General features: G+C 42.9%; 22 protein-coding genes. 13 read left to right on the top strand and 9 right to left on the bottom strand.

Features of this window, described 5'->3' with window-relative positions; all coding sequences use genetic code 11:
- Nucleotides 1–66: 66 nt before the first annotated feature.
- The gene (locus tag KXD93_RS13860; RefSeq protein ID WP_258137732.1) at nucleotides 67–621 is read right to left on the bottom strand and encodes an REP-associated tyrosine transposase; all 555 of its coding nucleotides are present in this window, start codon (nucleotides 619–621) and stop codon (nucleotides 67–69) included.
- Nucleotides 622–745: 124 nt separating this feature from the next.
- The gene (locus KXD93_RS13855; RefSeq protein WP_258137731.1) at nucleotides 746–2,395 is read right to left on the bottom strand and encodes an NAD+ synthase; all 1,650 of its coding nucleotides are present in this window, start codon (nucleotides 2,393–2,395) and stop codon (nucleotides 746–748) included.
- Between the two features lie 97 nt (nucleotides 2,396–2,492).
- On the opposite strand from KXD93_RS13855, the gene gldB reads away from it, so the two are divergent.
- Nucleotides 2,493–3,536 (top strand): gliding motility lipoprotein GldB, encoded by a 1,044-nt coding sequence (gene gldB / locus KXD93_RS13850; protein WP_258137730.1) that lies wholly within the window; start codon nucleotides 2,493–2,495, stop codon nucleotides 3,534–3,536.
- 75 nt (nucleotides 3,537–3,611) lie between these two features.
- On the opposite strand, the gene KXD93_RS13845 is transcribed toward gldB, so the two are convergent.
- From KXD93_RS13845 to KXD93_RS13815, 7 genes are all read right to left on the bottom strand, one after another.
- Complete coding sequence (locus KXD93_RS13845) at nucleotides 3,612–3,797, bottom strand: hypothetical protein (protein ID WP_258137729.1); 186 nt, start codon at nucleotides 3,795–3,797, stop codon at nucleotides 3,612–3,614.
- An 89-nt stretch (nucleotides 3,798–3,886) separates the two neighbouring features.
- A complete protein-coding gene (locus KXD93_RS13840; RefSeq protein ID WP_258137728.1) occupies nucleotides 3,887–4,090 on the bottom strand; it encodes a KTSC domain-containing protein in 204 nt (67 codons plus the stop codon).
- 157 nt (nucleotides 4,091–4,247) lie between these two features.
- On the bottom strand, nucleotides 4,248–6,995 hold the full coding sequence (gene ligD / locus KXD93_RS13835) for a DNA ligase D (RefSeq protein ID WP_258137725.1): 2,748 nt from the start codon (nucleotides 6,993–6,995) through the stop codon (nucleotides 4,248–4,250).
- A gap of 11 nt (nucleotides 6,996–7,006) precedes the next feature.
- Nucleotides 7,007–7,180, bottom strand: a complete 174-nt coding sequence (locus tag KXD93_RS13830) for a DUF3606 domain-containing protein (protein WP_258137724.1) — start codon at nucleotides 7,178–7,180, stop codon at nucleotides 7,007–7,009.
- Between the two features lie 142 nt (nucleotides 7,181–7,322).
- Entirely contained in the window at nucleotides 7,323–7,499 is a 177-nt protein-coding gene (locus tag KXD93_RS13825; protein WP_258137722.1) for a DUF3606 domain-containing protein, read from the bottom strand.
- Nucleotides 7,500–7,654: 155 nt separating this feature from the next.
- Nucleotides 7,655–8,521, bottom strand: coding sequence for a DUF4349 domain-containing protein (locus KXD93_RS13820; RefSeq protein WP_258137721.1), 867 nt, complete (start codon nucleotides 8,519–8,521; stop codon nucleotides 7,655–7,657).
- 126 nt (nucleotides 8,522–8,647) lie between these two features.
- Nucleotides 8,648–9,526, bottom strand: coding sequence for a DUF4349 domain-containing protein (locus KXD93_RS13815; RefSeq protein ID WP_258137720.1), 879 nt, complete (start codon nucleotides 9,524–9,526; stop codon nucleotides 8,648–8,650).
- A gap of 171 nt (nucleotides 9,527–9,697) precedes the next feature.
- Between KXD93_RS13815 and KXD93_RS13810 the strand changes: the two genes are divergently transcribed.
- The 12 genes from KXD93_RS13810 (at nucleotide 9,698) to KXD93_RS13755 (ending at nucleotide 25,172) form a co-directional block, all read left to right on the top strand.
- A complete protein-coding gene (locus tag KXD93_RS13810) occupies nucleotides 9,698–10,774 on the top strand; it encodes a hypothetical protein (protein ID WP_258137719.1) in 1,077 nt (358 codons plus the stop codon).
- Between the two features lie 348 nt (nucleotides 10,775–11,122).
- Nucleotides 11,123–12,394 (top strand): c-type cytochrome, encoded by a 1,272-nt coding sequence (locus tag KXD93_RS13805; RefSeq protein WP_258137718.1) that lies wholly within the window; start codon nucleotides 11,123–11,125, stop codon nucleotides 12,392–12,394.
- A gap of 38 nt (nucleotides 12,395–12,432) precedes the next feature.
- Nucleotides 12,433–15,492 carry a TAT-variant-translocated molybdopterin oxidoreductase gene (locus KXD93_RS13800; RefSeq protein ID WP_258137717.1) on the top strand — a complete coding sequence of 1,020 codons (3,060 nt, stop codon included), beginning with the start codon at nucleotides 12,433–12,435 and terminating at the stop codon, nucleotides 15,490–15,492.
- 24 nt (nucleotides 15,493–15,516) lie between these two features.
- A complete protein-coding gene (gene nrfD, locus KXD93_RS13795) occupies nucleotides 15,517–16,989 on the top strand; it encodes an NrfD/PsrC family molybdoenzyme membrane anchor subunit (protein WP_258137716.1) in 1,473 nt (490 codons plus the stop codon).
- Nucleotides 16,990–16,991: 2 nt separating this feature from the next.
- Complete coding sequence (locus KXD93_RS13790) at nucleotides 16,992–17,528, top strand: DUF3341 domain-containing protein (RefSeq protein WP_258137715.1); 537 nt, start codon at nucleotides 16,992–16,994, stop codon at nucleotides 17,526–17,528.
- The gene (locus tag KXD93_RS13785) at nucleotides 17,521–18,096 is read left to right on the top strand and encodes a c-type cytochrome (protein WP_373417360.1); all 576 of its coding nucleotides are present in this window, start codon (nucleotides 17,521–17,523) and stop codon (nucleotides 18,094–18,096) included. The genes KXD93_RS13790 and KXD93_RS13785 overlap by 8 nt, the downstream gene beginning before the upstream one ends.
- 10 nt (nucleotides 18,097–18,106) lie before the next feature.
- Complete coding sequence (locus tag KXD93_RS13780) at nucleotides 18,107–19,378, top strand: quinol:cytochrome C oxidoreductase (protein WP_258137713.1); 1,272 nt, start codon at nucleotides 18,107–18,109, stop codon at nucleotides 19,376–19,378.
- 49 nt (nucleotides 19,379–19,427) lie between these two features.
- On the top strand, nucleotides 19,428–20,612 hold the full coding sequence (locus KXD93_RS13775; protein WP_258137712.1) for a cytochrome c oxidase subunit II: 1,185 nt from the start codon (nucleotides 19,428–19,430) through the stop codon (nucleotides 20,610–20,612).
- Between the two features lie 16 nt (nucleotides 20,613–20,628).
- A complete protein-coding gene (locus KXD93_RS13770) occupies nucleotides 20,629–22,515 on the top strand; it encodes a cytochrome c oxidase subunit I (protein ID WP_258137711.1) in 1,887 nt (628 codons plus the stop codon).
- Between the two features lie 160 nt (nucleotides 22,516–22,675).
- Entirely contained in the window at nucleotides 22,676–23,734 is a 1,059-nt protein-coding gene (locus KXD93_RS13765; protein ID WP_258137710.1) for a COX15/CtaA family protein, read from the top strand.
- Nucleotides 23,731–24,594 (top strand): heme o synthase, encoded by an 864-nt coding sequence (gene cyoE / locus KXD93_RS13760; protein WP_258137709.1) that lies wholly within the window; start codon nucleotides 23,731–23,733, stop codon nucleotides 24,592–24,594. Before KXD93_RS13765 ends, cyoE begins: the two co-directional genes overlap by 4 nt.
- Nucleotides 24,591–25,172 carry a cytochrome c oxidase subunit 3 gene (locus KXD93_RS13755; protein WP_258137707.1) on the top strand — a complete coding sequence of 194 codons (582 nt, stop codon included), beginning with the start codon at nucleotides 24,591–24,593 and terminating at the stop codon, nucleotides 25,170–25,172. Before cyoE ends, KXD93_RS13755 begins: the two co-directional genes overlap by 4 nt.
- Nucleotides 25,173–25,187 lie beyond the last annotated feature (15 nt).

Raw genomic sequence — 25,187 nt, 5'->3', positions numbered from 1 at the left:
CCCAAATGTACTACCACGAGGTACGCTATGCTAACCTCGAGGCAGCGAAACTAAATATCGGTAGCATTAGTACAGAAGTGTCAAATTATCAATCAATCCCTTTTCACCTGAATAATCCCTGGCGCTGCTATACAAATAATGTTCAGGCTCGTCAACCCAACCGGCGGTAACAGGGTTGTTGTGAATGTAATCCAGCTTTTGATCTATTACTTCATTGCTCCATAATTCTATCGGATGATTTTCATCCTGCTGCCAAAACTGGTAGTTTTCATTATTAGGATTTTGAATGCCTTCCCGCTCAAAAAACCAAAGCATCCATCCGCGCCTGCTTTCCTGTATATTTTCGTCAATGGCTTTAATTATAGCTTTTGAAGTATGTCTTTTTACATCCCTTAAAATACTTCCAATTGGTTTTCCTTTACTGCTGATTATAAGATGCACGTGGTTGCTCATGATAACCCACGCATATAATTCAAGACCTTTGTTAGCCATGCAATATTTAAGACTATCAACGAGTATGTCTTTATATTCCCGTCGTGTAAATACATCGATCCATTTTACTACCGAAAACGTTACGAAATAAAGTCCTTCCGGATTGTGAAATTTATAATTGCGGCTCATGGGGTTAAGGTAATAGGTTCTTGAGAGTTATTAAAAAACGGTTGTTGTTTTTATGGAAGCTGAAAGCTTCCTAATTGCACTACCACGAGTTACACTACGTTAAACTCGCGGTAGCTTCTGTTTTTTACGACAAATACTTCCCAACTATCGGCATCCTTCTCCCCATCCCAAATGCCTTTGGCGAAACCCTCAAAATAGGTGGGGTCTGGTAGCGTTTATGCTCAGCAAGGTTTACCAAACGAATAACCCGGCGCACGGTAGTTTCATCATATCCCATTTTTATGATCTCGGCTGATGAGCGCCTGTCTTCTATATACACTTGTAAGATCTTGTCCAGGATATCATATTCAGGCAGTGAGTCGGTGTCCTTTTGATCCGGCCTTAATTCAGCAGATGGTGGTTTGATGATGGAGTTTTCCGGGATGATCTCCTTCTCTAAATTGATGTGACGCGCCAACTCGAACACCTGTGTTTTATAAACATCGCCTATAACGGAAATTCCGCCACACATATCGCCATATAAAGTGCCATAGCCTACTGCCGCTTCACTTTTATTAGAGGTGTTCAATAAAATGTAACCAAACTTATTACACATCGCCATCAGCAATACAGCACGGCTGCGCGACTGGATATTTTCCTCTGCAATATTAAATGGCAATCCCTCAAACTGCGGACTCAAAGTAGCTTCAAAAGCTTCCGTAATATCTTTTATGGCGATGGTTTCAGACATGCAGCCCAGGTTCTTAACCAAATCTTCTGCATCCTTTATGGAATGATCACTTGAAAAACGGCTTGGCAGCAGCACCGCCATTACGTTTTTAGGCCCTAAAGCCTCGGCTGCCAAAGCGCAAACCACGGCAGAGTCAATCCCGCCGGATAAGCCAAGGATGGCCTGCTTAAATCCAGATTTATAGAAATAATCTTTAATGCCTAAAATTATACCGCTATGAATCTGCTCAATATCACTTACTTTTTCAGGTTTGATGGTGGTAGGGTGTTCATAGGTAATAGCTCCATTATCACCTAAAGTGTAATAAGCAACGCTTTCCTCAAAGTATGGCAGCTCGTCGATCAGTTTTCCGGTGTTATCAAATATTAACGATCCGCCATCAAAGATCAGCTCCGTTTGCGCACCTACGTGGTTTACGTAAAGTAGCGGTAACTGGTAGCGTTTGGCATTATCACTTAAAATTTCAATTCGCTCCTCGTCGTGGTTATAGGCAAAAGGCGAAGCGGCAATGTTGATCATCACATCCGGTTTCTGCTGGATCAGGATATCCATCGGCCTGGTAACATACAGCGGATTTTCAATGGTGTTCCAAAGATCCTCGCAAATGGTCAACGCAATGCGGTGCCCCATAAATTCCACACAGCTAAACTCTGTGGATGGCTCAAAATAGCGGTATTCATCAAAAATATCATAATTGGGTAACAGCGCTTTATTAGCAACTGCTATCACCTTTCCCTCTTCAATAAAATACGCCGAATTGTTCAGGTCTTTTCCCTCTGTACGGTGGTTAGGGGTTGGCAAACCTATGATACAGGCAATGCCGTGGCACTCCTTAGCTATTTTTTGTGCTGATGACTCGCAAAGATCAATAAACTCATCAAACTCCAAAAAATCGCGCGATGGGTAGCCGCAAACACAAAGCTCGGCAAATACTACCAGGTCGGCGCCGTTGGTACGGGCCTTTTTTATATGCTCAATAATTTTTGCAGTATTTGATTCAAAGTTACCGACATGATAATTAAGCTGTGCTAACGCGATCTTCATTGTAGATTATTCTGGGTGGATAGATTACAAACGGTTTAATTAGGCCGTTTGCATATTTAAATGCAAATAAAAATTATTTTTGCTCAAAGCACAAACAATGACTGTTTTAAAAGCTAAAAAGCCTTTTTATTTTCTCGTTTTACTTGCTGTAGCCTTAAGCGCCTGTAAAAGCCATAAAACAATTGACGTAAGCAATATACAGCTTGAAGCTAAGATTGAGCGCTTCGACCAGGAATTTGACGCCATGCGTACAAAACCTATGGGCGCACAAGCCGCCTATCTGCAACGTAAATACGGCGTTTTTTATCATGATTTTATGGGGCTGATATTACAGGACCGCGATATCAATATCCAGGACACTTCCTATTTCCAATTGCTGCGAAAGGTATTTGCCAACCAGGCTTATAATGACCTGAAACACGATGTGGATTCTGTTTACAAAGACGGCCTCGATAAACAAGACGAGGAACTTACAGATGCCTTTAAGCATATCAAATACTATTTTCCTAAAAAGCAGTTGCCGCGGGTGTATTCCTATTATTCCGGATTTTTGGCGCAAACCACCATCGGCAATAATTACATCGGCGTTGGTATCGACCTGTTTTTAGGTGCAAACTCACGTTTTTACCCTGCGCTTACAGAGGCTTATCCGCATTACCTGTCGCGGTTTTTTAATAAGGAGAATATTATTCCGCGCATTGTTGAGGGCATAGCCCGCGAAGATATGTTCCCCGAAACCGACAGTAGCAAAACCCTGCTTTCGAAAATGGTATATAACGGCAAGATCATGTATTTTATGGATCAGATTTTGCCTGATGTGGGCGACAGTACCAAAATTGGATATACTGCAGCACAGATTAAATGGTGTGATGATTTTAAATCGAAGATCTGGGCTTACTTTTTGGGTGAAAATTTATTGTACGAAAGCGACTATCCCAAAATTCAGAAGTACTTAACAGAAGCGCCGTTTACCCCTGGTCTTGGGGAAAAAAACGAGTCAGCCCCAAAATTGGCTATCTGGACAGGCTGGCAAATTGTAAGGCAATACATGGACAAGCATCCGGAAGTCACCCTGCCACAATTAATGGCAGACGGGGATGCGCAAAAGATCCTGAATGGATCGAAATATAAAGGGAAGTAGGGGGAGAGTTCTGAGTCTGAAGTCGGTAGTCTTGAGTCAAAAGAGACTCAGGACTTGAGACTATGAACTTAAGACTTATTTCAATATCGCAAATACTGATTTCAGCGCAATTAGCACACCGATGATCAGGATGATGTTCGATACCATTGAAGAGTAATGAAAATCAGCAAAACGCAGGTAAACACCTACTATACCTATTACTATAGCCAATGTCATTAATTTGTAGTGACCTTCTGCGTTAGCGTTTTCTGTTGAATTCATCGTGCTTATTATTAAATGTGCCGCAAATATAATTGTTTGCCGAAAAAATTAAACCCCTTTTGTGATTTTAATTTAAGAGCGAGTATTATTTACGCCTGCCTGATCCTTTTATACCGGTATTTGCCTTTTATCCGGTAATTTAAAAATGTTCCCTTCGAGGTTGCTGCCTTCATTTCATCAAAAACATCGGCGGGCACACCTATATAATTATATGCTGCGCCGGAGGTGTATGTTATCCGCAAAGTTGACTTTTCTTCATCATAATCCATATTTGCAACAACCGATGATGGCATAACTGTTATTATGGTTTACTGGACTATTAATTAAAGGTGGCCTGTCATGGTGAGCTTGTCGAACCACGTCGCGCGCAGAGGCTAATCCGCGTGCTAAGCATGGTGCAGGGGCCATTACGCTCATGCTTCGAGTGCCTCAGCATGACGGCCCCCTTTTCTAATTTGCACTCACCTCCCCAAACAACCCCTGTGCCTTCTTAATCGTTTTCTCCAGGTCAATCCCTTTACCTAACACGCCTTTAAACAGGTCACCGGTTTCCTTAATGCGATGGATGGAATTGAAGATGGTAAAATCCTTCATGGTCAAACCCGGTTTTACCTCATCCCAATCCAACGGCATGGAAACTGTTGCGCCAACCTTAGGGCGAAGGGAATAAGGGCCCGCAATGGTTGCCCCGGGGCGATTCTGTAAAAAATCAAGGTACATTTTGCCTTTGCGGTTGGCAATCATCCGTTCCAGGCTGGTATAGTCCGGGATCTGTTTGTGTACAATGCTTACTATGATCTTCGCAAACATTTGCGACTGGTCGTAATCATACTTCGCAGCCAATGGTATATATATATGCATCCCCGTTGAGCCTGAGGTTTTACAAAAGGACGGAACATCAATCGCATCCAAAACCTTTTTCACTTCCTGCGCTGCCTCAATTACCTGGTCGAATGTGTTTTTATCGGGATCCAGATCGATTACACAATAATCCGGGTTGTCAGGTGATTGAACGCGGCTAAACCACGGGTTCATCTCAATACAACCAAGTGAAGCCATCCACAATAATACCGCCTCATCACTTCCCACTAAATATTCTTTGTGCTCACCATCGCTGGTGGTGTATGGGAATGTCTTGGTGATCCAGTCGGGCGTCTTGCCTTTAATGTCCTTTTGATAAAAACTCGATTCATGAATGCCGCCCGGGAAACGGTTGAGCGACATTGGCCTGTCCTTTAAATAAGGTAAAATATATTCAGCAACCTGGTAATAGTAATTGAACATATCGCGCTTGGTCACGTTATCCTCAGGCCAGTAAACTTTACTCAAGTGAGTGAATTTTAAATCGTGGCCACAGATTTTGCGTACCTGCGTTTCATCAGTCGGGTTAAGCAACGTTTTGGGCGATTTTCCCTTTGGCGGCTCAATAGCCTTGCTATGAGCATCCGCTTTTTTGTTGTCAACTTCTTCCACGGTTTCTGCTGTTTCCTTTGGTGTTTCCAGTATCACATCTTTTGCTTTTTTGTCGCTGCGCATACCTTTAAATGATGCCTGCCTGAACACGCCATCGCTGGTGATCTCGGCGAAGGCAACCTCGCCAACCAACTCCGGCTTCAGCCAGGTTGGTTTGGCGCCTAAGCGTTGCGGGCGAAATCGCGATGGCTTATCTACATCCGGCTCCACATCAAAGGGGCTTTTATCGGTGATGAGGGGCTTAAACTGGGCCATCATTTCCTTCTGCATTTTGTCGTTAAACCCTGTGCCTACCTTTCCAACATAACGCAACTTGCCATCGTCATAAACGCCCATTGTTAAGGCGCTGAACGACTTGCTGGTACCTTCATTTTTTGTAAAGCCGGTGATAACCACTTCCTGCCGGCGCTGCACCTTTATCTTCAGCCATTCCTTCGAGCGCAGATCAGATGTATAAACACTGCTTGCCTTTTTGGCGATGATGCCTTCCAGCCCGATCCTTTCGGCTGCGCTGAAAAATTCTATTCCGTTTGTTTCAAATACTTTACTTTGACGGATGCGGTCGTCATTTATGGGTAGCACATCCTTTAAAATAGCGAGGCGATCTCTTAGCGGCAAACCCATCAGGTTTTTACCCTCGTACCATAAAATATCAAACACATAATAAACCAGTTCGCCGTCGGCTTCGCTGCGCCAGTTTTGCAGGGCGCCAAAATCGGAGATTCCTTTATCATTCAGCACCAGGATCTCACCATCGATAACAGCATTGATCTTCCAGTCCTTTAAAATTTTATTGATGGGATAAAATTTATCAAATGGCAGGTTATTACGCGAGATAAGCTGCGCATCATCCTTACTGATAAATGCAACGGCGCGGTAGCCATCCCACTTTACCTCATAAAACCAGTCGGGATCATCAAAAGGCTCATCTACCAGGGTAGCCTTCATTGGTTTTACATTTTTGGGGACAGCAGATTTTGGAGCTGATTTTATAAGCGCCGCAACATCGGCCCCAGCCGTATCCACCAGTGGAACATCGGTGTTTTCACCCACAACTTCCTCAACCGGTTGCGGAGGGCTTTTTTTTTTACTTTTTGGTTTTTCCTCTTCTACATCTTCTTCGTGTCCGTGCTGCCAAACTTTTTCACTGGTTTTTTCCATGCTCTCAATGGTTTTGCCCGAGATAACTGATTTATCCTGTTTGGTGATATCCTTAGTTGATGCAAAATCGTCATTGTGTTTGATCAGCAGCCAGGCATTATCGCCCATGCCATGCGTTTTAACCAGCGCAAACTCGCCTTCCAACTTTTCGCCATGCAGCTTTATTTTAAGCTGGCCTGATTTGAGTTGGGCAAGCAAAGCTTTTTCCTGCGCCTTTTTGCCTTCTATCTTATCGATGGGTTCGTAGGTTCCTTCATCCCAAACAATCACGGTACCGCCGCCGTATTCTCCCTCGGGAATAATGCCCTCAAATGTGCGGTAATCATAAGGGTGATCCTCAACCATCATGGCCAGCCGTTTTGTTTTAGGATCGGTTGATGGACCCTTTGGTACCGCCCAGCTTTTCAGCACGCCATCCATCTCCAGCCTGAAATCATAATGCAGCCGAGAGGCATCGTGCTTTTGGATTACGAACCTAAGCTTGCTTTTGTCACTGCTTTTGCCTGCCTTAGGCTCGGCAGTTTTGGTGAAGTCGCGCTTCTCGGCATATTTTTCCAGGCTCATAGTCGTGTGCTTTATTTTTGCAGATGGGCTTCTACCGCCTTGGCAGAAGAGCCAACGGCGTTTATGGCCGATTTTAACCTTTCAGGTGTTACACCAAATTTATTCGACCAGTATTCCACCTCGTAATACTCACTTGCATCTATGAGGTCTGTTTCAGTGCTATGGGTATAAGTCTTATAGTCCATTGTTAATAATTGATTTTTATATTAACAATGATGAGCGGGGAATGGTTTTTCTTAGAAGTAAATATTGTAAATCATGAGGTAAAGGTTGTAACTGTCCCTTGCGAAGCTGAAGGCGTCGTCAATGATGTCGTGAGCACTTGCATTATTTTTTGTTCAGGTACCGGGCGATGGTGGCAACAGATGAACCGACAGCCCTCACCGCCGATTTTAATTTTTCGGGTGTGATGCCGAACTTTTTGGCCCAGTATTGCAGCTCATCATCCTCACTTACATTTATCATGTAATTATGACCGGCAGGGATTGTAAATTTAGTATTCATGGCAATGGATTTAGGGTTTAGCCAACTGAGAACAACCGAATACGTAAAAGGTTTTCGTGAAAAGAATTTTTTTTATTTTTTTCTTATGACACCCATCATGATTTTTCAATAGCGATGGGTTTTAAACCCGTCGCTATAAAGCATTTTGTAAATCACTAGTTCTTTACAATCGCCACCCGTTTGGCGCGGTAGTATCTTATCAACACCCATATCCCAAAGCCGACAACAAGAAACACCCAAATATTGGCCAGTCCGAGAATGAACAGCTCAAAGATCATCCAGTCATTTCCAATGCATTCAATAAATCGTTTAAAGAAGGGAAGGTTATACGCCGACGGATCATCATTGGCTATGGTTTCTTTATAAATGGTATTGCTTTGGTAAAAGCTTAGCGATACAACGCTGTATTTAACTGCATCGTCGATCTGACGGTTACTGATTTGCTGATCAACCATGTCATCTTTCAAAAGCAAAACATTTGCGGGATTTTTTATAATCACCTTTCCTTTTTTCTGCTGATCTATCAATTCCTTCCTGCTTTGCAGTTTTAACTGTGCCGCCAAATAATCCAGCGATTTATCAGAGAGATCCAATTGGCGGTTAGTGACGTAAATACCAAGTCGCCCAACTTCGTTCATAAAGTCTTCCAGTTTTTCTGACGGAATCTTCACGGTCATTTCCGCATTGTTACTAAAGGCAGTAACCCTTATTATGGAATCACCGGTTTTGTGAATATCAGTGCTTCGCAATTCCGAAGAGCCAACCTGGTGATGCATCACCAGTCCTTTATAACTTGTAGTTAGGGCAGTGATTTTTTCGCTGACTTGCTGTACGTTTTTTACTTTGAAGTGCATGTCGGCAGTTTTTACAATTTTTGGGGTTACTGGTGAAAAATCAGTTATACGGGCACTATCGGCGCTACTGGCGTTATTATTTACAAATTCTTCAGAGCCGTGTTTTCCTTTACATGCGGCCAACAGGATAATACCTGCAAGCAGCATCATTAATATTTTTGTTTTCATGAGTTTGTTATTGATTTATTTAAAAATGGACATAGGAGTTGCTCATCGTGAAGCTGAAAGCTTCCGAAATGCACAACCACGAGTTACGCTGCCGCTAAACTCGCGGCAGCATTTAAAGAAAATTGTTTAGCTTTTTACCAAAGCGGCCGGCTGTTTCTTTTTGAGATACCTTACCAGCATCCAAACACCAAAGCCGATTGGGAAAATTACCCATGCATTGGCAAGCGCAATCAGTAATGAAACAAACACCCCCCAGCCGTTTTCAAATGACATATCCAGTTGTTTGATTGCCGGAGGGTTATAAGCCGAAAGATCACTGTTGGCTATAATTTCCCGATGGATCACATTGCTTTCATAAAAGCTCAGCGTAACTACACTGTTTTTAACTGAGTCATCCGTGCGGCGATTATTGATCTGCTGATCAACCATATTGTTTTTAAAGGCCAGTAGGTCGTCAGGGTTCTTTGCTGTGGCGGCATCCTGTTTGTTTTTGGCGACCCTTTCGCTTTGGTTTTTAAGCTTCATTTGGGTCGACAGATAATCGAGTGACTTATCGGTAATATCCATATGGCTATTCTCTACATATAAGCCCATTCGCGTTACCTGCAGCATAAAACTCTCCAGGTTTGCCGGTGGGATTTTCACCGTCATGTCGGCAGTGGTATTCACCACGGTAACCCGCATAATGGAATCGCTGCTTCTTTTAATGTCGGCGCTGTTTTCGGATGTGGAGTTGATGGTGTGATGGATCACCATACCGTTAAGGCTGGTCGTCAAAGCTGCAATTTGTTCACTGGTTTGCTGCACGTTTTTTACCTTAAAGCGGATGTCGGCCTTTTTTACCAGCTTGGAGCCGGTTTTTAGCGTGTCTTTTTTTAGGTCGACTGCTTTTTCTTTACTTGTAGAAACAGATGTTGAATCAGCAGATTCTTTGTCCCTGCGGCCTTCACAAGCGCCCAGCAGGAAAAGCCCCGCCATCAGCGTGATTGAAATTTTTGATTTCATAAAAATAAAATTTAAATTGTTTGTTTTTTGGTACTTATTGATACCGGAAAGTGGCATAAGGTGACCCAAGAGCTGCTGAACTAAGATTTATAGGACAAAAGGATTTTAGGATTTTTACGCTTATCAATAATATATGCTAGACAGACTTTTTCTTATAATCTCATAAATCCTATGAATCTTAGTTTATTTTTCACGGGTCTTTGCCTGCTCGTCTCTATACAATTTGCAAGCGCCCAGTCTGTACAATGGATCCGCCCGGATAATGAAAAATCGCCGCCGATGTGGGGTATTAAGGGTGGGATAGTCTTTAGTCTTTGGCCTAAATCGATTGAGCCATCCGGGCCGGGAACAGATGGCGGCCCACGCGGATTGATCCGGATTGGATACGAATACCAGGGTTCGGTTAATTTGATAAATTATATCGCCATTGAACCGGTTGTAAACGGAGATATGGAATTTAGCGAAGTTTCACCATCTCGGGGGGATGGTAAATGGGGCAAATTTTTGTGGGCGACAGATAAACCGGATGCAGATAGCTTTACACCTTATGCCAATACACGCGGCACTATTACACACCCTGATCCGCAAAATCCAACTATTGAACAACTCTCATTTTTTATCTGCATGGAAAAGTTCAACGACGGTGCACATCCTTATTTAAAAGTCACCATCAGCAGTGATAAACCGGGTGAGCTAGGTCTGCAAATTTTTAACCAGCCTGGCAGTGCAATAATGGAACGCTGTGCGTTAACGGCAACCATGGGTAATTACTCAAGATTGAGGTTGTTATATTTAAAGGATAAGGTGATCGATTCGCGTAAATTATTTGCCGGTTATGATGATATCGATTTTATAGAAAAGGAACCCTACCCAGCCAGCCAAATGCTCAAAAATAAGCATGGCGACCTGATGGTTTGTGCAGAATCAAACGAGACGTTTAATGAACTTGCCGCATGGCCCCAACAGCCGGATTATTTGAAGAAATGGGGTTGGCGTTACCGGCCATTTTATAAACTTACCCAATACTGGCGGGTTGACTCGGCGGGGTACGACAGTTCACTACAGGTAAGGGTAAACGGCCGGGTGAAATACTGGGGTGCGGAAAATCCTGATAAAAGCGCTTACACGGCCGTCCCCGGTGGCCCGGCATTTGAAAATTTTGAATTAAGAGATAACTATCATCCCGGGCAAAAGTTTTATTTTGGATTGACGAGAAAGTCAGCCGGGGAGCTGATAGATGAATTTTAAGTTTAATGTGTCCAAAACTCCGGAATGACAGGAGGCTTGATAAACTATGACGTGCAGCGGCGGTAATTGTTACCAAAAATTTATACGTTTTGCAAAACCCGTGTAAACTTTTGATTAATAACGTCTTATCGAATGCTGTGAAATTGACACTATATTTAAGGATTTTAAGCCGTTTTGAACACAATAAATACTTATTTAGAATTAATATAAATTATATATTGCTGTCATTTATTTGTCACTGATACTGTAATAAATTTTACTTTTGTGACTGAAAATTTCGGGTTATATATACATTTCTCTGTGAATATCAATCATTAACAATAAAATTATTTAGTATAAATACGCTTTATGAGGAGTTTCTCATTGATTTTTAAACAATTCTCACGGTCGGTTTTACTGATTGCCTGTTTTGCTTTTTTGGGCTCATACGCTCATGCGCAGGGGGATGCAGCTAAGGGCGAGGCCCTTTTTAAGGCCAAATGTACCGCGTGCCATAAGATAAACCAGGTATTAACAGGTCCGGCTTTAGGCCCTCAGCTTACCGAGGAGACCGATGATAAATACCTTATCAAGTGGATCCAAAACAACCAGGCCTTAATTGCAGCTAACAACCCAAAAGCAGTTGCGATCTTTAAAAAGTTTGAACAGAAAGGCATGACTGTTTTTCCTGAACTTACTGATGCTGATGTGACCAACATTATCACTTACGTTCGTACTGAATGGAAAACAGAGCAAGATGCTGCCAAAGCAGGGCCTGCAAAAGGTGGCGAAACGGCCACTGAATCGGGCCCAAGCGATGTGGTGATCTATTCCCTATTAGGTGTTATTGTGCTTGCGTTTATTATCATATTGGTATTAAACAGGGTAATTGCAACATTAGAACGCCTTTTATCAAAAGGTTCCGAAGTTTTAGCATTAGAAACTGCCGAAGTTGGAGGTGAGCCTGTTGATCGTTTAGCCGGTTTAAAAAAGCTTGCTAAAAATAAGAAGCTGGTTTTCTTCGTACTGCTTTGCGGAACACTTGCATTAGGCAGTTGGACCTGGGTTACCATGTGGACTACCAACGTTCACCAGGGTTACCAGCCGGTACAGCCTATTAAATTCCCGCATGACCTGCATGCCGGCGCGATGAAAATTGATTGCCAGTACTGTCACTCAGGTGCTTACAAATCAAAGAATGCATCGATCCCGTCATTAAACGTGTGTATGAACTGCCACAAGGTTGTTAAAACTGAGTCGCCTGAGATTCAGAAGATCTACTACGCACTGGGATTTGATCCTAAAACTCAAAAATACGACAGCACCCAAACGCATCCTATGCAATGGGTACGGATCCATAACCTGCCAGACTTTGCTTACTTTAACCACTCACAGCACGTTAAGGTGGCCAAGTTAAAATGCCAAACCTGCCACGGACCTATCCAGGAAATGAAGGAAGTATACCAATACTCTCCGCTTACCATGAAATGGTGTATCCAGTGCCACAAGCGTACCAATGTTGATTTTAAGGGCAACGCATACTATGCAAACCTGCAACAAGTACACGATCTGTTAAAGGACGGCAAAAAAGTTACCGCAGCATTAATGGGTGGTATTGAGTGCGGCAAGTGCCATTATTAATATTATTAAAACGTAGCATTACAGTTTATATAGCTTAAATGGATAGCAATAAAAAATACTGGAAAGGTTTAGAAGAGCTGAACAAAACCCCGGAATTTGTTGAATTAAACAAACACGAATTTGCGGAGCCTATTCCTATCGAAGAAGTTTTAACCGGTGGTGGTTTAGAAGGCAGAACCCCGCGCCGCGACTTTTTGAAAGCACTTGGCTTTGGCGTTGGTGCTGTAACACTGGCTGCTTGTCAAAAAGTACCGGTACATAAGTCGTTACCTTATTTAATAAAACCTGAGGAAGTTACCCCGGGCGTGCCTAACTATTACGTTTCAACTTACGACGGCCAGGCTATTTTAGTAAAAACCCGCGAGGGCAGACCTATTAAAATTGAAGGCCATCCAAATGATATTTTAGCAAAGGGCGGTGCAAGCGCACAGGCACAGGCATCTGTGCTTGACCTGTATGATACCAACCGTTTCCAGAGCCCAACCAAAAATGGCGCTGAAACAGGATGGGCGCAGGTTGATGATTTTGTTGTTCGGGAATTGCTGGCTATCAAGGCTGGTGGCAAAAAGATCCGCATCGTATCATCAACAGTAAGCAGCCCGTCAACTTTGGGCGTTATTGCTGATTTCATTAAACAATTCCCTACTGCGGCACACATTAACTACGACGCAGTATCGTACAATGGTATTATAAAAGGTAATCAGAATAGTTTTGGTAAGGCAGTATTGCCACATTACAATTTTGATAAGGCCGACATCATCGTAAGTTTTGCTGCTGATTTCCTTGGCACCTGGATCTCTCCTGAAGAGTTCACCCGCCAGTATGTTTCAAACAGGAACATCAAATCGCTGGAGAGCAAAAAAATGTCACGTCATATCCAGTTTGAAACTGGTATGAGCCTTACAGGTTCAAACGCCGACGTTAGGATCCCGATCAAACCATCGGAAGAAGGCCCGGCGCTGGTAGCTTTATACAATGCAATATCAGGCAGCACATTACCGGGTACAAAAACAATAGATAATAAAGTTGCAGCAAATGCAATTACCATAGCAGCTAAGGAATTGGTTGCAGCTAAAGGCAAAGCATTAGTTGTAGCAGGTTCAAATGATGTTGCTACACAAGTATTGGTAAACGCTATCAACTCTTTGTTAGGCAGCTACGGCACTACAATCGATCTGGACAATCCATCATTACAATATGCAGGTAACGATGCCGAGTTTGTTGAGTTTGTAAGCGATATGAAGAGCGGCGCAGTTGATGCAGTGTTCTTCCTGAATGCTAACCCGGCTTACGATTATTACAACAGCAAGGATATTGCTGACGGACTAAAGAAAGTACGCCTGAAGGTTTCCTTCGCTTCAAACGCTGATGAAACTTCAAGCCTGTGTAACATAGTGGCTCCAAATCACCATTATTTGGAATCATGGGGTGATGACAATGCAATATCAGGTTACTACACTGTATTGCAGCCAACCATTAACCCGGTATACGATACCCGCCAGGCTGAACAAAGCCTGATGAAATGGAGCGACAATCCTTTAAAAGATTACTACTCTTACGTAAGAAATAACTGGAACACCTCCTTACTAGCTAAGGGCGGCTTATCTGGCCAAAGCGGATGGGAAACCTTGTTACAAACAGGTTTTGTAAAGGCAGCGCCGGTAACAGGTGGTTCATATACCTTTGCTAAGGACCTTAACGCAGTTGCACAAACTATTTTAGACCACAGCAAGGAACTTGCAGGTGATAAAACGGAAGTTCAACTTTACCAAAGCGTGGCAATGCGTGATGGCAAGCGTGCCAACAACCCATGGTTACAGGAATTGCCTGACCCGGTTTCGAAGGTTACCTGGGACAATTTCGCTGCCATGGCTCCTTCAGATATGAAGAGAAAAGGTTTGGTAGATGGCGACGTCGTTAAAATTGATGCAAACGGCTATTCAGTTGCGTTACCTGTTTTATCACAACCAGGCCAGGCACAAGGCACCATATCGGTTGCTGTTGGTTATGGCCGCACAGTTGTTGGTCCGGTAGGTAAGGGCGTTGGTCAAAATGCATTCCCTTTCTACAGTCTGCGCAACGGAACATTCCAAACCAGCGCTACCGCTACATTAACTCCAACCGGTGATAACTCACCTTTGGCTCAAACACAAACACACCACTCTATCGAGGGCCGTAACAGCATCATAAAGGAAGCAACATTTGTTGAATACAAAAAGAATCCTGCTGTAGGTACCGGTAAGAGCGAAGATCATAAGGATTATACTGAAAAGAATAACCTGTTCTGGCAAAAATATGAACGCCCTACCTATGATTGGGTAATGGCTATCGACCTAAACGCTTGTACCGGTTGCGGTGCTTGCGTGGTAGCATGTAGTGCAGAAAACAACGTACCGGTTGTAGGTAAGGACGAAGTAAAACGTCGTCGCGAAATGCACTGGATCCGTATTGATCGTTATTACAGTTTTGATGATAAAGGAGATGGTGGTGTAACCAGGGAGCATGCAATTGCAGACCTTAATACCGATCAGCTTGATCACGTAAAGGTGGTTTATCAGCCAATGCTTTGCCAGCACTGTGACCATGCACCATGCGAAACTGTTTGCCCGGTATTAGCAACCGTTCACTCGAGCGAAGGCTTAAACCATATGGCTTATAACCGTTGCGTAGGTACACGTTACTGCGCTAACAACTGCCCTTACAAAGTTCGCCGCTTTAACTGGTTTAACTATTGGAATGATGCACGTTTTGAAAACTATCTTCAAAATGATCACACATTATTGGTATTGAATCCTGATGTTACCACTCGTTTCCGTGGGGTAATGGAGAAATGCTCAATGTGTATCCAAAGGATCCAGGCTGGTAAATTAAAGGCTAAAATTGAAAAACGCCCGCTTAAAGACGGAGAGATAAAGATGGCTTGCCAGCAAACATGCTCGGCTAACGCTATCGTATTTGGTAACAGAAACGATCCTGACTCTGAAGTTTCAAAAGCTTTGGCCAGCGAAAGAACTTATTACGTTCTGGAAGAGCTTGGTGTACAGCCAGGTGTTGGTTACCAAACAAAAATTAGGAATATATCTGAATTAGAGGCTTAAATTATACAAGAGAGATTTTAAAATATGGCATCTCATAGTGAATCAATTATCAGGGAACCGTTAATTACGGGAAAGGACATCACCTACGCCCAAATAACAAATGATGTACTGCGCCCTGTTGAAAATATGCCCGGCAAAGCATGGTGGATAGGTTTTTCTGTCGCCTCTTTGGGTGCATGCCTTTGGGTCTTTGCCGTGAGTTATACCTTTTGGTATGGTATAGGCTCGTGGGGATTAAATAAAACAGTAGGTTGGGCCTGGGATATCACCGGTTTCGTGTGGTGGGTAGGTATTGGTCACGCCGGAACACTTATTTCGGCCATCTTGTTGCTGTTCCGTCAAAACTGGCGTAACTCCATCAACAGGTCGGCAGAAGCGATGACGATCTTCGCGGTAATTTGCGCCGCAACATACGTAGTATCACACATGGGCCGCCCATGGTTAGCATACTGGCCTTTGCCGCTGCCAAACCAGTTCGGCTCTATATGGGTTAACTTTAACTCACCGCTGGTATGGGACGTATTTGCGATCTCGACTTACTTCTCCGTATCATTGGTATTCTGGTACACAGGTTTATTGCCCGATTTGGCAACCATCCGTGACCGCGCTACAGGCATCCGCAGAAAAATTTATTCTGTATTGTCCTTCGGCTGGACGGGTTCAGTGAAAACTTGGCAGCGTTTTGAAACTGTTTGTTTGATTCTGGCAGGTATTTCAACACCACTGGTACTATCAGTACACACCATTGTATCCATGGACTTTGCCACCTCCCTTGAACCGGGATGGCACACTACCATATTCCCTCCATACTTCGTTGCGGGAGCTATCTTCTCAGGTTTTGCCATGGTGCAAACGCTGTTGCTGGTAACCCGTAAGGTATTAGGGCTTGAAAACTACATCACCATGTTCCACATTGAAGCGATGAATAAGATCATCCTTTTAACCGGATCAATTGTAGGTGTGGCTTACTTAACTGAGTTCTTTATTGCTTATTACTCAGGCGGCGAATATGAGCAGTATACATTCTTAAACAGGTTTATCGGTCCGTACTGGTGGGCAGGTTGTATGATGTACGGTTGTAACGTACTGATGACGCAGCTGATGTGGTTTAAAAAAATCCGTACAAATATTCCAATTTCATGGGTATTATCTATAGTGGTTAATATCGGGATGTGGTTTGAACGTTTTGTAATCATCGTGATCTCCCTTCACCGCGATTTTGTGCCGTCAAGCTGGGCCATGTTCTATCCAACCTGGATTGACGTTAGCGTATTTGTCGGATCAATAGGTTTATTCTTTACGATGTTCCTTTTATTCATTCGTGTGTTGCCATCAATAGCAATGGCCGAAGTGAAACTGATATTGAAGAGCAGCAGTGAGCAGGCTAAGCTTAAACTAATTAAGAGCGGTCATTTGGAAGGTGAACAGGTTGAATTCTATGAAGAATCATTAACCAAGTTTGACAGCGTTGATATTACTGATTACAAAAAAGCATAAAAATGAGCAGCACGAAATATATTTTAGGCCTTTTTGCAGATCCTGATGAAATGATGCACGGGATTGACACACTACAAAAGAACAGTGTTCCTATTTACGATGTTTATACACCGATGCCTATCCACGGTATTGAGAAAAAGCTTGGTATAAAGGATTCACGTTTGGGTTATGCAGCATTTATGTTTGGCTGCCTGGGTGGTACAACTATATTCAGCATGGCATATTACATGCTTGTACAGGATTGGCCTATGAACATTGGCGGTAAGCCGGCATTTGCTATCCCGGATTTTGTTCCAATCACTTTTGAGTGGACTGTATTATTTACAGCATTTGGTATGACACTTACATTTTTCTATGCAACTCACCTGTTCCCGGGCCGTACGCCAAGGGTAATGGACCTGAGGGCAACTGATGACAGGTTTGTTATTGCCATTGATGCACAGGGAAACATTCCACACGAGGATATCACTAATTTATTAAAAGAAGCAGGAGCTGTAGAAGTTAAGCATAACGATAGAAAATATGTTAGCTATGAATAAAATTAAAATATTGGGCATAACGGTTATTACTATTGTTGCATCGTTGATAATTTCATCATGCAAGGATAAGAGAAGCACCGGATGGGAATACGCTCCCAATATGTACGAGCATATCGCATTTGATCCTGATCAGGCGAATAACAACTTTAAGGATGGTAAAACTGCACAGCTTCCGCCTGCGGGTACTACCCCGGTGGGTTTTGTAAGATTTGATTATCCGAACACTAAGGACGGCTATGAAAAAGCGGGCCTCGAAGTAAAAAGTACATTGCCGCAAACGCAGGCAAACTATGCCGATGGCAAGATCTTGTTTGAGCATTTTTGCTCACCATGCCACGGTGTAAGCGGACAAGGCGATGGCCTGGTGGTTGCGCACGGTTTCCCGCCGCCTCCATCATATTCAAAGGGACAATCATCACGCGGTGGTGCAATGAAGGACCTGACAGACGGTAAAATTTATCATACTATTACCTATGGTGTAAACCAAATGGGTTCATACGCTTCACAGCTTGAGCCTAAGGAGCGCTGGAAGGTAATTATGTACGTTCACCATTTACAAACTTTATAAGCTATTATTAATGAACAATTCTCATAGTTTCGACGGGCAATTTGAATTTAAGGGCACAGCCAAAACCTGGAGCATAATCATGATCGCGGTGGGCGTGATTGGATTGATCGCAGGGTTTTTAACAAATGGCGAACGCACTTTTGCAGACTTATTGCTTAATGGTTATTACATGTCGTGCGTTTGTATTTGCGGGATCTTCTTTTGCGCAGTACAATACGTGGCGCAAGCGGGCTGGTCAACAGCGGTGCTTCGTGTTCCGCAGGCATTTGCAAAGGTTTTACCATATGCCGGTATAATTTTGCTTGTTATTATAATTGCTGGATTATTTACCACCCACCAGGGCCCTAACGAAGAAGGAAAGATAACAACAATTCCTTACTTATATAAACTTTGGGCGCTTAAAGGTGTTACTGATCCGCATAGCGAAAATTTCGATGCCGTTATCACAGCTAAGTCCGGTTATTTAAATACATGGTTTTTCCTGGCACGTTTGGCAATTTATCTTGGCAGCTACAGCTTAATTGGCCGCATGCTGGTTAAATATTCAAACAACGAGGACGAATTAGGCGGTATGTTTAACTACAATAAGAGCTTTAAAATGTCGGTTATATTCCTGTTAGTATTTGGGTTTACCGTTCCTTTATTTGCTTTTGATACAATCATGTCGCTGGAGGCACATTGGTTCTCAACTATGTTTGGCTGGTATAATTTTGCAGCTCTTTGGGTTAGCGGTTTATCGGTTATTACTTTAACACTGATTCTTTTAAGAAAAGCGGGTTATATGCAATGGGTAACCGAAGATCACCTGCATAACTTAGGACAGTTAATGTTCGGGTTCTCGGTGTTCTGGACTTATCTATGGTTTGCCCAGTTCCTTTTAACCTGGTACGCTAATATTCCGGAAGAAGCCACTTATTTTTACAAAAGATGGGAGCCGCAATTTAAGCCTTGGTTCTGGTTAAATATTATCATTAACTTTTTAGCACCGTTGCTTACCTTAATGTCACGCGATTCAAAGCGTAAGGTACAGGTATTACAGGCTGCTTGTATCATATTGATCTGCGGTCACTGGCTTGATTACTGGCAAATGATTATGCCTGGTACAATAGGTGCTGCAAAGGGTTCAGAATGGTATACTATATTGAGCCCTATTGATCTGGCGCTATTTGTAGGATTTGCAGGCTTGTTTATATTCATGCTGTTAACAGCGTTGAGCAAGTTCAAATCGCTTATTCCTAAAAAACATCCGTTGCTGGAAGAGAGTCTTCATCATCATTTGTAATAATTGTTATTTTTGCACTTTAATAAAAGAATACCAAACAACCATTAAAATGGGATTCAAACAACTAATAAATTCTAAAAAAACACTATCGCTTTTGGCAGCGTTTGTGCTGTTTGGCACCGACAGGTTAATGGCGCAGGCAACAGCGGCTGCTGCTGATACAGCTGCGGCTGATAAAAGTGCGATGTGGACAGGCGTAGGCTACTATGTGTTACTATTTTTGGTAGCTGCTTTTTGCGTTGCCATACTGGGCAAAATACTAAGGGTTTATGACCTTACCCAGCAAATGCAGGGGAAGAAAGGTGTAAACTGGAACGGTGTAATGGGCATTTGCTGTATATTATTCCTGATAGCAGGTATGTACGGCGCTTATTGGTCATTAACGGTACAGGGAAGCATGAAGTTGCCTGAAGCTGCATCGGCACACGGTGGCGCTATTGATGACATGTTTACCACAACAACCATCCTTACGCTGATTGTATTTGTAATTACACAGATTTGCCTGTTTGGCTTTGCATTTGTTTACCGCGGGTCTGACAAACGTAAAGCTTACTTTTTACCACACAATAACACCATTGAAAAGGTTTGGACAATTGTTCCGGCTGTTGTATTAACCATATTGGTTGTGTTTGGATTCTTTACCTGGCAGCGGGTAGAGAACAGCTCTGAAGTTAAGGGTGACCTCAACATCGACGTAACAGGCCACCAGTTTGCGTGGGAGTTTCGTTATCCTGGTACTGATGGAAAGCTTGGGTCGCTGAATTTTAGGTTAACAACTCCATTGAATAAACTGGGTGTTGATTTTAAAGATCGCAATAGTTTTGATGATATTTCAGCTGACACACTGGTGCTACCGGTTCATCAGTCAATTCGTTTGAACATACACGCGCAGGACGTAATCCACAGCGTTTATATGCCTCACTTCAGGTTACAGCAGAATGCGGTACCCGGTTTGCCAACTTTCTTCAAATTTATTCCGACCATTACTACGGCAGAGATGAGGAGAAAAACTGATAATCCCAAATTTGAGTACCTGCTTTATTGCAACAAAATATGCGGAGGAGCCCACTACAATATGCAGAGGGTAGTACGTGTTGTTTCACAAGCTGAATACCAGGACTGGATTTCAAAACAGAAACCATATTTAACAGATCAGTTAAAGAAGGAATTGCATTTCGCAGACAACAAAACTGCTGTACCGGCAGCTTCAAACAGATTAGCGTTAAACAATTAATATAAGAGTAACGATTATGTCAACATTAGCAGTTCACGATCACGGAGTAGTACACCACGAAGACGGTCACGAACACCACCATAAAGCAACTTTTCTGAATACCTACGTATTTAGCCAGGATCACAAATATATCGCGAAGCAATTCCTGGTAACAGGTATCATCATGGCATTTATTGCGATGAGCTTGTCTATCCTGTTCAGAATTCAGCTTGCTTATCCTGATAAATCATTTCCATTTTTGGAAACATTGCTTGGTCACTTTGCTCCAGGCGGTCGTTTAAGCCCTGACTTTTATATGTCGCTCGTTACTATACACGGTACTATCATGGTATTCTTTGTGTTAACAGCGGGCTTGAGCGGTACTTTTGCGAATTTATTGATCCCTCTTCAGATAGGGGCACGTGATATGGCATCGCCATTTGTTAATATGCTTTCATACTGGTTCTTCTTTATAGCCAGTTTGATCATGTTATCATCATTCCTTGTGCAAAAAGGCCCGGCAAGTGGTGGCTGGACGATCTATCCTCCGTTATCGGCATTGCCAAAGGCTATGCCTGGTTCGGGCATGGGTATGACGCTGTGGCTCATCAGTATGACCTTATTTATCGCCTCACAATTAATGGGCGGTATCAATTATATCAGTACGGTATTAAACATGCGTACCAAAGGTATGGATCTTTGGAAGATGCCTTTAACAGTTTGGGCGTTGTTCCTTACTGCTGTTTTAGGCGTATTATCATTCCCGGTTTTAGTTGCAGGTGTGGTATTACTAATTTTTGACCGCAGCTTTGGTACAAGCTTCTATCTTTCAGATATCGTTCTGGGTGGCGTTCCGCAACCTTATGAAGGTGGTAGCCCAATCCTGTTCCAGCACTTGTTCTGGTTCCTGGGTCACCCTGAGGTGTATATCGTAATTATGCCGGCGATGGGTCTTTCATCCGAAGTACTGGCAGTAAACTCGCGTAAGCCAATCTTCGGTTATCACGCAATGGTTTATTCACTAATAGGTATTTCTGTATTGTCATTTATCGTATGGGGTCACCACATGTTTGTAACGGGGATGAATCCGTTCCTGGGCGGTGTGTTCATGATCACTACATTGATAATTGCGGTGCCATCGGCGGTAAAAACATTTAACTGGCTGGCTACATTGTGGCGCGGTAACATCCGCTTCACCCCGGCTATGTTGTTTGCTATCGGGATGGTTTCATTCTTTATCTCTGGTGGTTTAACCGGGATCTTCCTTGGTAACGCTGCTTTGGATATCAACTTACACGATACTTACTTCGTTATTGCCCACTTCCACCTTGTAATGGGATCTGCGGCTATATTTGGTATGCTTGCAGGTGTTTACCACTGGTTCCCTAAAATGTACCGTCGTATGATGGATGAGCGTTTAGGTTACCTGCACTTTTGGTTGACATTTATCGGCGCTTACCTGGTATTCTTCCCGATGCACTTTATGGGCCTTGATGGCGTACCTCGTCGTTACTATGCCTTCACCGAGTTTGAATCGATGAAACGCTGGTTAACAGTAAACGTATTTGTTACCTGGTCGGCAATTATGGCGGGTATCGCACAGCTGGCATTTGCATTCAATTTTGTATATTCTATATTCTGGGGTAAGAAAACTGTTCAGAATCCATGGAACGCAAATACATTGGAGTGGACAGCGCCTATCGAACATATTCATGGTAACTGGGCAGGAGAGATCCCTACTGTTTACCGTTGGCCATATGACTACAGCAAGCCTGGTCATGATGAAGACTTTATACCGCAAACAGTTCCATTCTCACAAACCATGAGCTCTAATCTTCCGCATGATTTTGAAGATAATCCGGGCGGTTTGGAAGAATACACCAAATGGACAAATGCACAAAAAGCTAACGAAGCAGTAAAATAGTTTTACTACTGATCTGATCTTTTTAGGGTATCTGTACCGGAAGTATTTCCATAACAGGTACCCTAAATTTTTAAATATACTGATACAACACCTGGAGCAGGCATGTTGAGGAGCTACTACCGGCTTTCCGCTTTGTGCTTTTGGCTTTCAGCTTTGAAAAATGAGGACATCCAAGTCGAAAATTCGTTTCCAAAAATTTAACCTCGCTACTGTAATTCTGCTCTTCGTATTGATACTCGCTGGTGGAATTGTTCGTAGTACAGGTTCGGGAATGGGTTGTCCCGATTGGCCGAAATGTTTCGGCATGTATGTGCCCCCAACTAATAGCGCACAACTTCCAAAGGACTATAAGCAGAAATACCTTGCAGGGAATCTTGCAAAGAATCAACATTTTGCCAAAACGCTTGATGTATTCGGCTACACAGACCTGGCCAAACGGATCCGTGAGGATAAATCAATACTTGTTCCGGAGGAGTTTAACGCTGCAAAAACCTGGACAGAATATATCAACAGGGTGATTGGCGAAATCACCGGTATTTTTTGCCTTTTGACTGCTATTTTTGCGTTCAGTTATCGTAAGGAAAATAAGCTGATCCCGGTATTAAGCATCTTAAATTTGTTATTGATCGGCTTCCAGGCGTGGTTGGGCTCAATCGTGGTATCGACAAACCTGGTGCCATGGGTGGTTACAGTACACATGCTATTGGCGATGGCTATAGTGGCGCTCGCAATAATCACTTACCATTTAGCAAGGGTACATGGGCGACCTAAATTTACAGTAAACCCGATAACACATATCATTACATTATTGACTTTGCTTATAAGTATATTGCAGATTGCATTCGGCAGCGAGGTACGCGAAAAGATTGATGCCGTAGCAGGCCATTTGCAAGGGGGCTATCGAGATGACTGGATCAGCGGTGCGGGGGCTATATTTGAGCGCCACCGCGATGTTGCCATATTGGTACTGATAGCTAACACCGTTTTATATGCGCTGATAAGGCGCACGTTTAGCCGTCACTCGTTGCAGCAACAGATCATGAGTTTTGTTTTTTTGATGATCATGCTGCAAATTGTTAGCGGAATAATATTATCATATTGGTCGTTACCACCGGCAGCGCAGGCGATACACCTTGTATTGGCGACCTTGGTTTTTAGCGGCCAGTTTTACTTGATGCTTAATTTATACAGGTCGGTTAAAGGAGGGATACATACATGATCTGGAAGGACTTTTCAAAGCTGATAAAATTAAGGCTCACGTTTTTGGTGGTGTTTTCGGCTTCCATATCATTTTTAATTGGCAGTAAGGTTAATGGCGAGATCATCTGGACCAATTGGCTGATGTTGATAGGCGGCGGTTTTTTAGTAACCGCGGCAGCAAACTGCTTTAACGAGATTATAGAAAAGGATCTTGATAAGCTGATGAAGCGCACCATGGACAGGCCTATTCCCGCCGGGAGGATGACTACGGGTCAGGGTTTGGTAATGGGTTTATTTATGGGGATAGCCGGTACTATTATGCTGGGTAAGCTTAATTTAACAACGGGATATCTTTCTGTATTCTCGGTGATCTTATACGCGTTTGTTTATACACCATTAAAAAGGAAATCGCCAATTGCGGTTTTTGTGGGCGCCATACCGGGAGCGTTACCACCGCTTATCGGTTATGTTGCAGCGCACCCAAAAATTGATGAAATTGCATTAATATTGTTCGGCATCCAGTTTGTTTGGCAGTTCCCTCATTTTTGGGCGATCGCCTGGGTATTGGATGACGATTATAAACTGGCGGGTTTCAGGTTACTTCCGTCAGGAAAAAGAAATTTAACAAGTGCAATTTTTACCTTTGCATCTACATTAATACTAATACCCGTAAGTTTGTTACCAACTTATTATGGGTACGGCGGGTACTATGTAGGCGGGGTATCGTTGGTGTGCAGTTTGATGTTCTTTTATTTGGCATTTAAGCTAATGAAGGATCTGGAGATCCCGTCGGCAAAGAAATTGATGTACGGATCGTTTTTTTACCTGCCGATAGTGCAGTTAATGTTTTTATTTGATTTTATAGGAAAAGGGAGATGATGGCTCAGATACAACAGGAAGACAAGCTAAATCTTGGCGCAAAAAAGTTCAGCATGTGGATCTTTATATTCACCTCTGTATTACTTTTTTCCGGATTTATCAGCGCGTTTATAGTTTATAGTGGGGGGAGAGGGCACGCTTTGCAGGTAATTATGCCGGAGGCATTCAGGTACAGCACGTTTGTTATTATTTTTAGCAGTGTAACACTTCACTTGGCATCTAAGGCCGCCAAAACGCTGCAGATTGGTAAACAGCGAATGTATTTATGGTTTACCATTATTTTAGGCGTAGCTTTTTTTGCCATCCAGATTTATGCATGGTATGTGCTTGCCTTTAAAATGCAAATCTTTTTCTCGAACCCGAACGCATCGCGGTCGTTTATTTACGTTTTTAGCGGGGTGCATTTAGCACACGTTATTGCAGGCTTACTTGTATTATTAAATGCAGTGTTTGCCACTTACAGGAACATACCACAAGTCAGGAATATATTTAAGATGGAGATGGCATCTATTTTTTGGCATTTTCTCGATATTATGTGGATTTGTCTGTATGTTTTTTTACTTTTGAACCAAAATTAATCTATTATCCAAGTA

The organism is Mucilaginibacter phenanthrenivorans, from assembly GCF_024721155.1.
Classification (GTDB): domain Bacteria; phylum Bacteroidota; class Bacteroidia; order Sphingobacteriales; family Sphingobacteriaceae; genus Mucilaginibacter; species Mucilaginibacter phenanthrenivorans.
Note: the sequence above shows the minus strand (reverse complement) of the source record. Positions and strands in the feature narration are given on the sequence as shown.

Bases quoted from the DNA above. Each gene is read 5' to 3' on its own strand.
- KXD93_RS13860 (WP_258137732.1), bottom strand. From the start codon at position 621: ATGAGCCGCAATTATAAATTTCACAATCCGGAAGGACTTTATTTCGTA.
- KXD93_RS13855 (WP_258137731.1), bottom strand. From the start codon at position 2,395: ATGAAGATCGCGTTAGCACAGCTTAATTATCATGTCGGTAACTTTGAA.
- gldB (WP_258137730.1), top strand. From the start codon at position 2,493: ATGACTGTTTTAAAAGCTAAAAAGCCTTTTTATTTTCTCGTTTTACTT.
- KXD93_RS13845 (WP_258137729.1), bottom strand. From the start codon at position 3,797: ATGAATTCAACAGAAAACGCTAACGCAGAAGGTCACTACAAATTAATG.
- KXD93_RS13840 (WP_258137728.1), bottom strand. From the start codon at position 4,090: ATGCCATCATCGGTTGTTGCAAATATGGATTATGATGAAGAAAAGTCA.
- ligD (WP_258137725.1), bottom strand. From the start codon at position 6,995: ATGAGCCTGGAAAAATATGCCGAGAAGCGCGACTTCACCAAAACTGCC.
- KXD93_RS13830 (WP_258137724.1), bottom strand. From the start codon at position 7,180: ATGGACTATAAGACTTATACCCATAGCACTGAAACAGACCTCATAGAT.
- KXD93_RS13825 (WP_258137722.1), bottom strand. From the start codon at position 7,499: ATGAATACTAAATTTACAATCCCTGCCGGTCATAATTACATGATAAAT.
- KXD93_RS13820 (WP_258137721.1), bottom strand. From the start codon at position 8,521: ATGAAAACAAAAATATTAATGATGCTGCTTGCAGGTATTATCCTGTTG.
- KXD93_RS13815 (WP_258137720.1), bottom strand. From the start codon at position 9,526: ATGAAATCAAAAATTTCAATCACGCTGATGGCGGGGCTTTTCCTGCTG.
- KXD93_RS13810 (WP_258137719.1), top strand. From the start codon at position 9,698: ATGAATCTTAGTTTATTTTTCACGGGTCTTTGCCTGCTCGTCTCTATA.
- KXD93_RS13805 (WP_258137718.1), top strand. From the start codon at position 11,123: ATGAGGAGTTTCTCATTGATTTTTAAACAATTCTCACGGTCGGTTTTA.
- KXD93_RS13800 (WP_258137717.1), top strand. From the start codon at position 12,433: ATGGATAGCAATAAAAAATACTGGAAAGGTTTAGAAGAGCTGAACAAA.
- nrfD (WP_258137716.1), top strand. From the start codon at position 15,517: ATGGCATCTCATAGTGAATCAATTATCAGGGAACCGTTAATTACGGGA.
- KXD93_RS13790 (WP_258137715.1), top strand. From the start codon at position 16,992: ATGAGCAGCACGAAATATATTTTAGGCCTTTTTGCAGATCCTGATGAA.
- KXD93_RS13785 (WP_373417360.1), top strand. From the start codon at position 17,521: ATGAATAAAATTAAAATATTGGGCATAACGGTTATTACTATTGTTGCA.
- KXD93_RS13780 (WP_258137713.1), top strand. From the start codon at position 18,107: ATGAACAATTCTCATAGTTTCGACGGGCAATTTGAATTTAAGGGCACA.
- KXD93_RS13775 (WP_258137712.1), top strand. From the start codon at position 19,428: ATGGGATTCAAACAACTAATAAATTCTAAAAAAACACTATCGCTTTTG.
- KXD93_RS13770 (WP_258137711.1), top strand. From the start codon at position 20,629: ATGTCAACATTAGCAGTTCACGATCACGGAGTAGTACACCACGAAGAC.
- KXD93_RS13765 (WP_258137710.1), top strand. From the start codon at position 22,676: ATGAGGACATCCAAGTCGAAAATTCGTTTCCAAAAATTTAACCTCGCT.
- cyoE (WP_258137709.1), top strand. From the start codon at position 23,731: ATGATCTGGAAGGACTTTTCAAAGCTGATAAAATTAAGGCTCACGTTT.
- KXD93_RS13755 (WP_258137707.1), top strand. From the start codon at position 24,591: ATGATGGCTCAGATACAACAGGAAGACAAGCTAAATCTTGGCGCAAAA.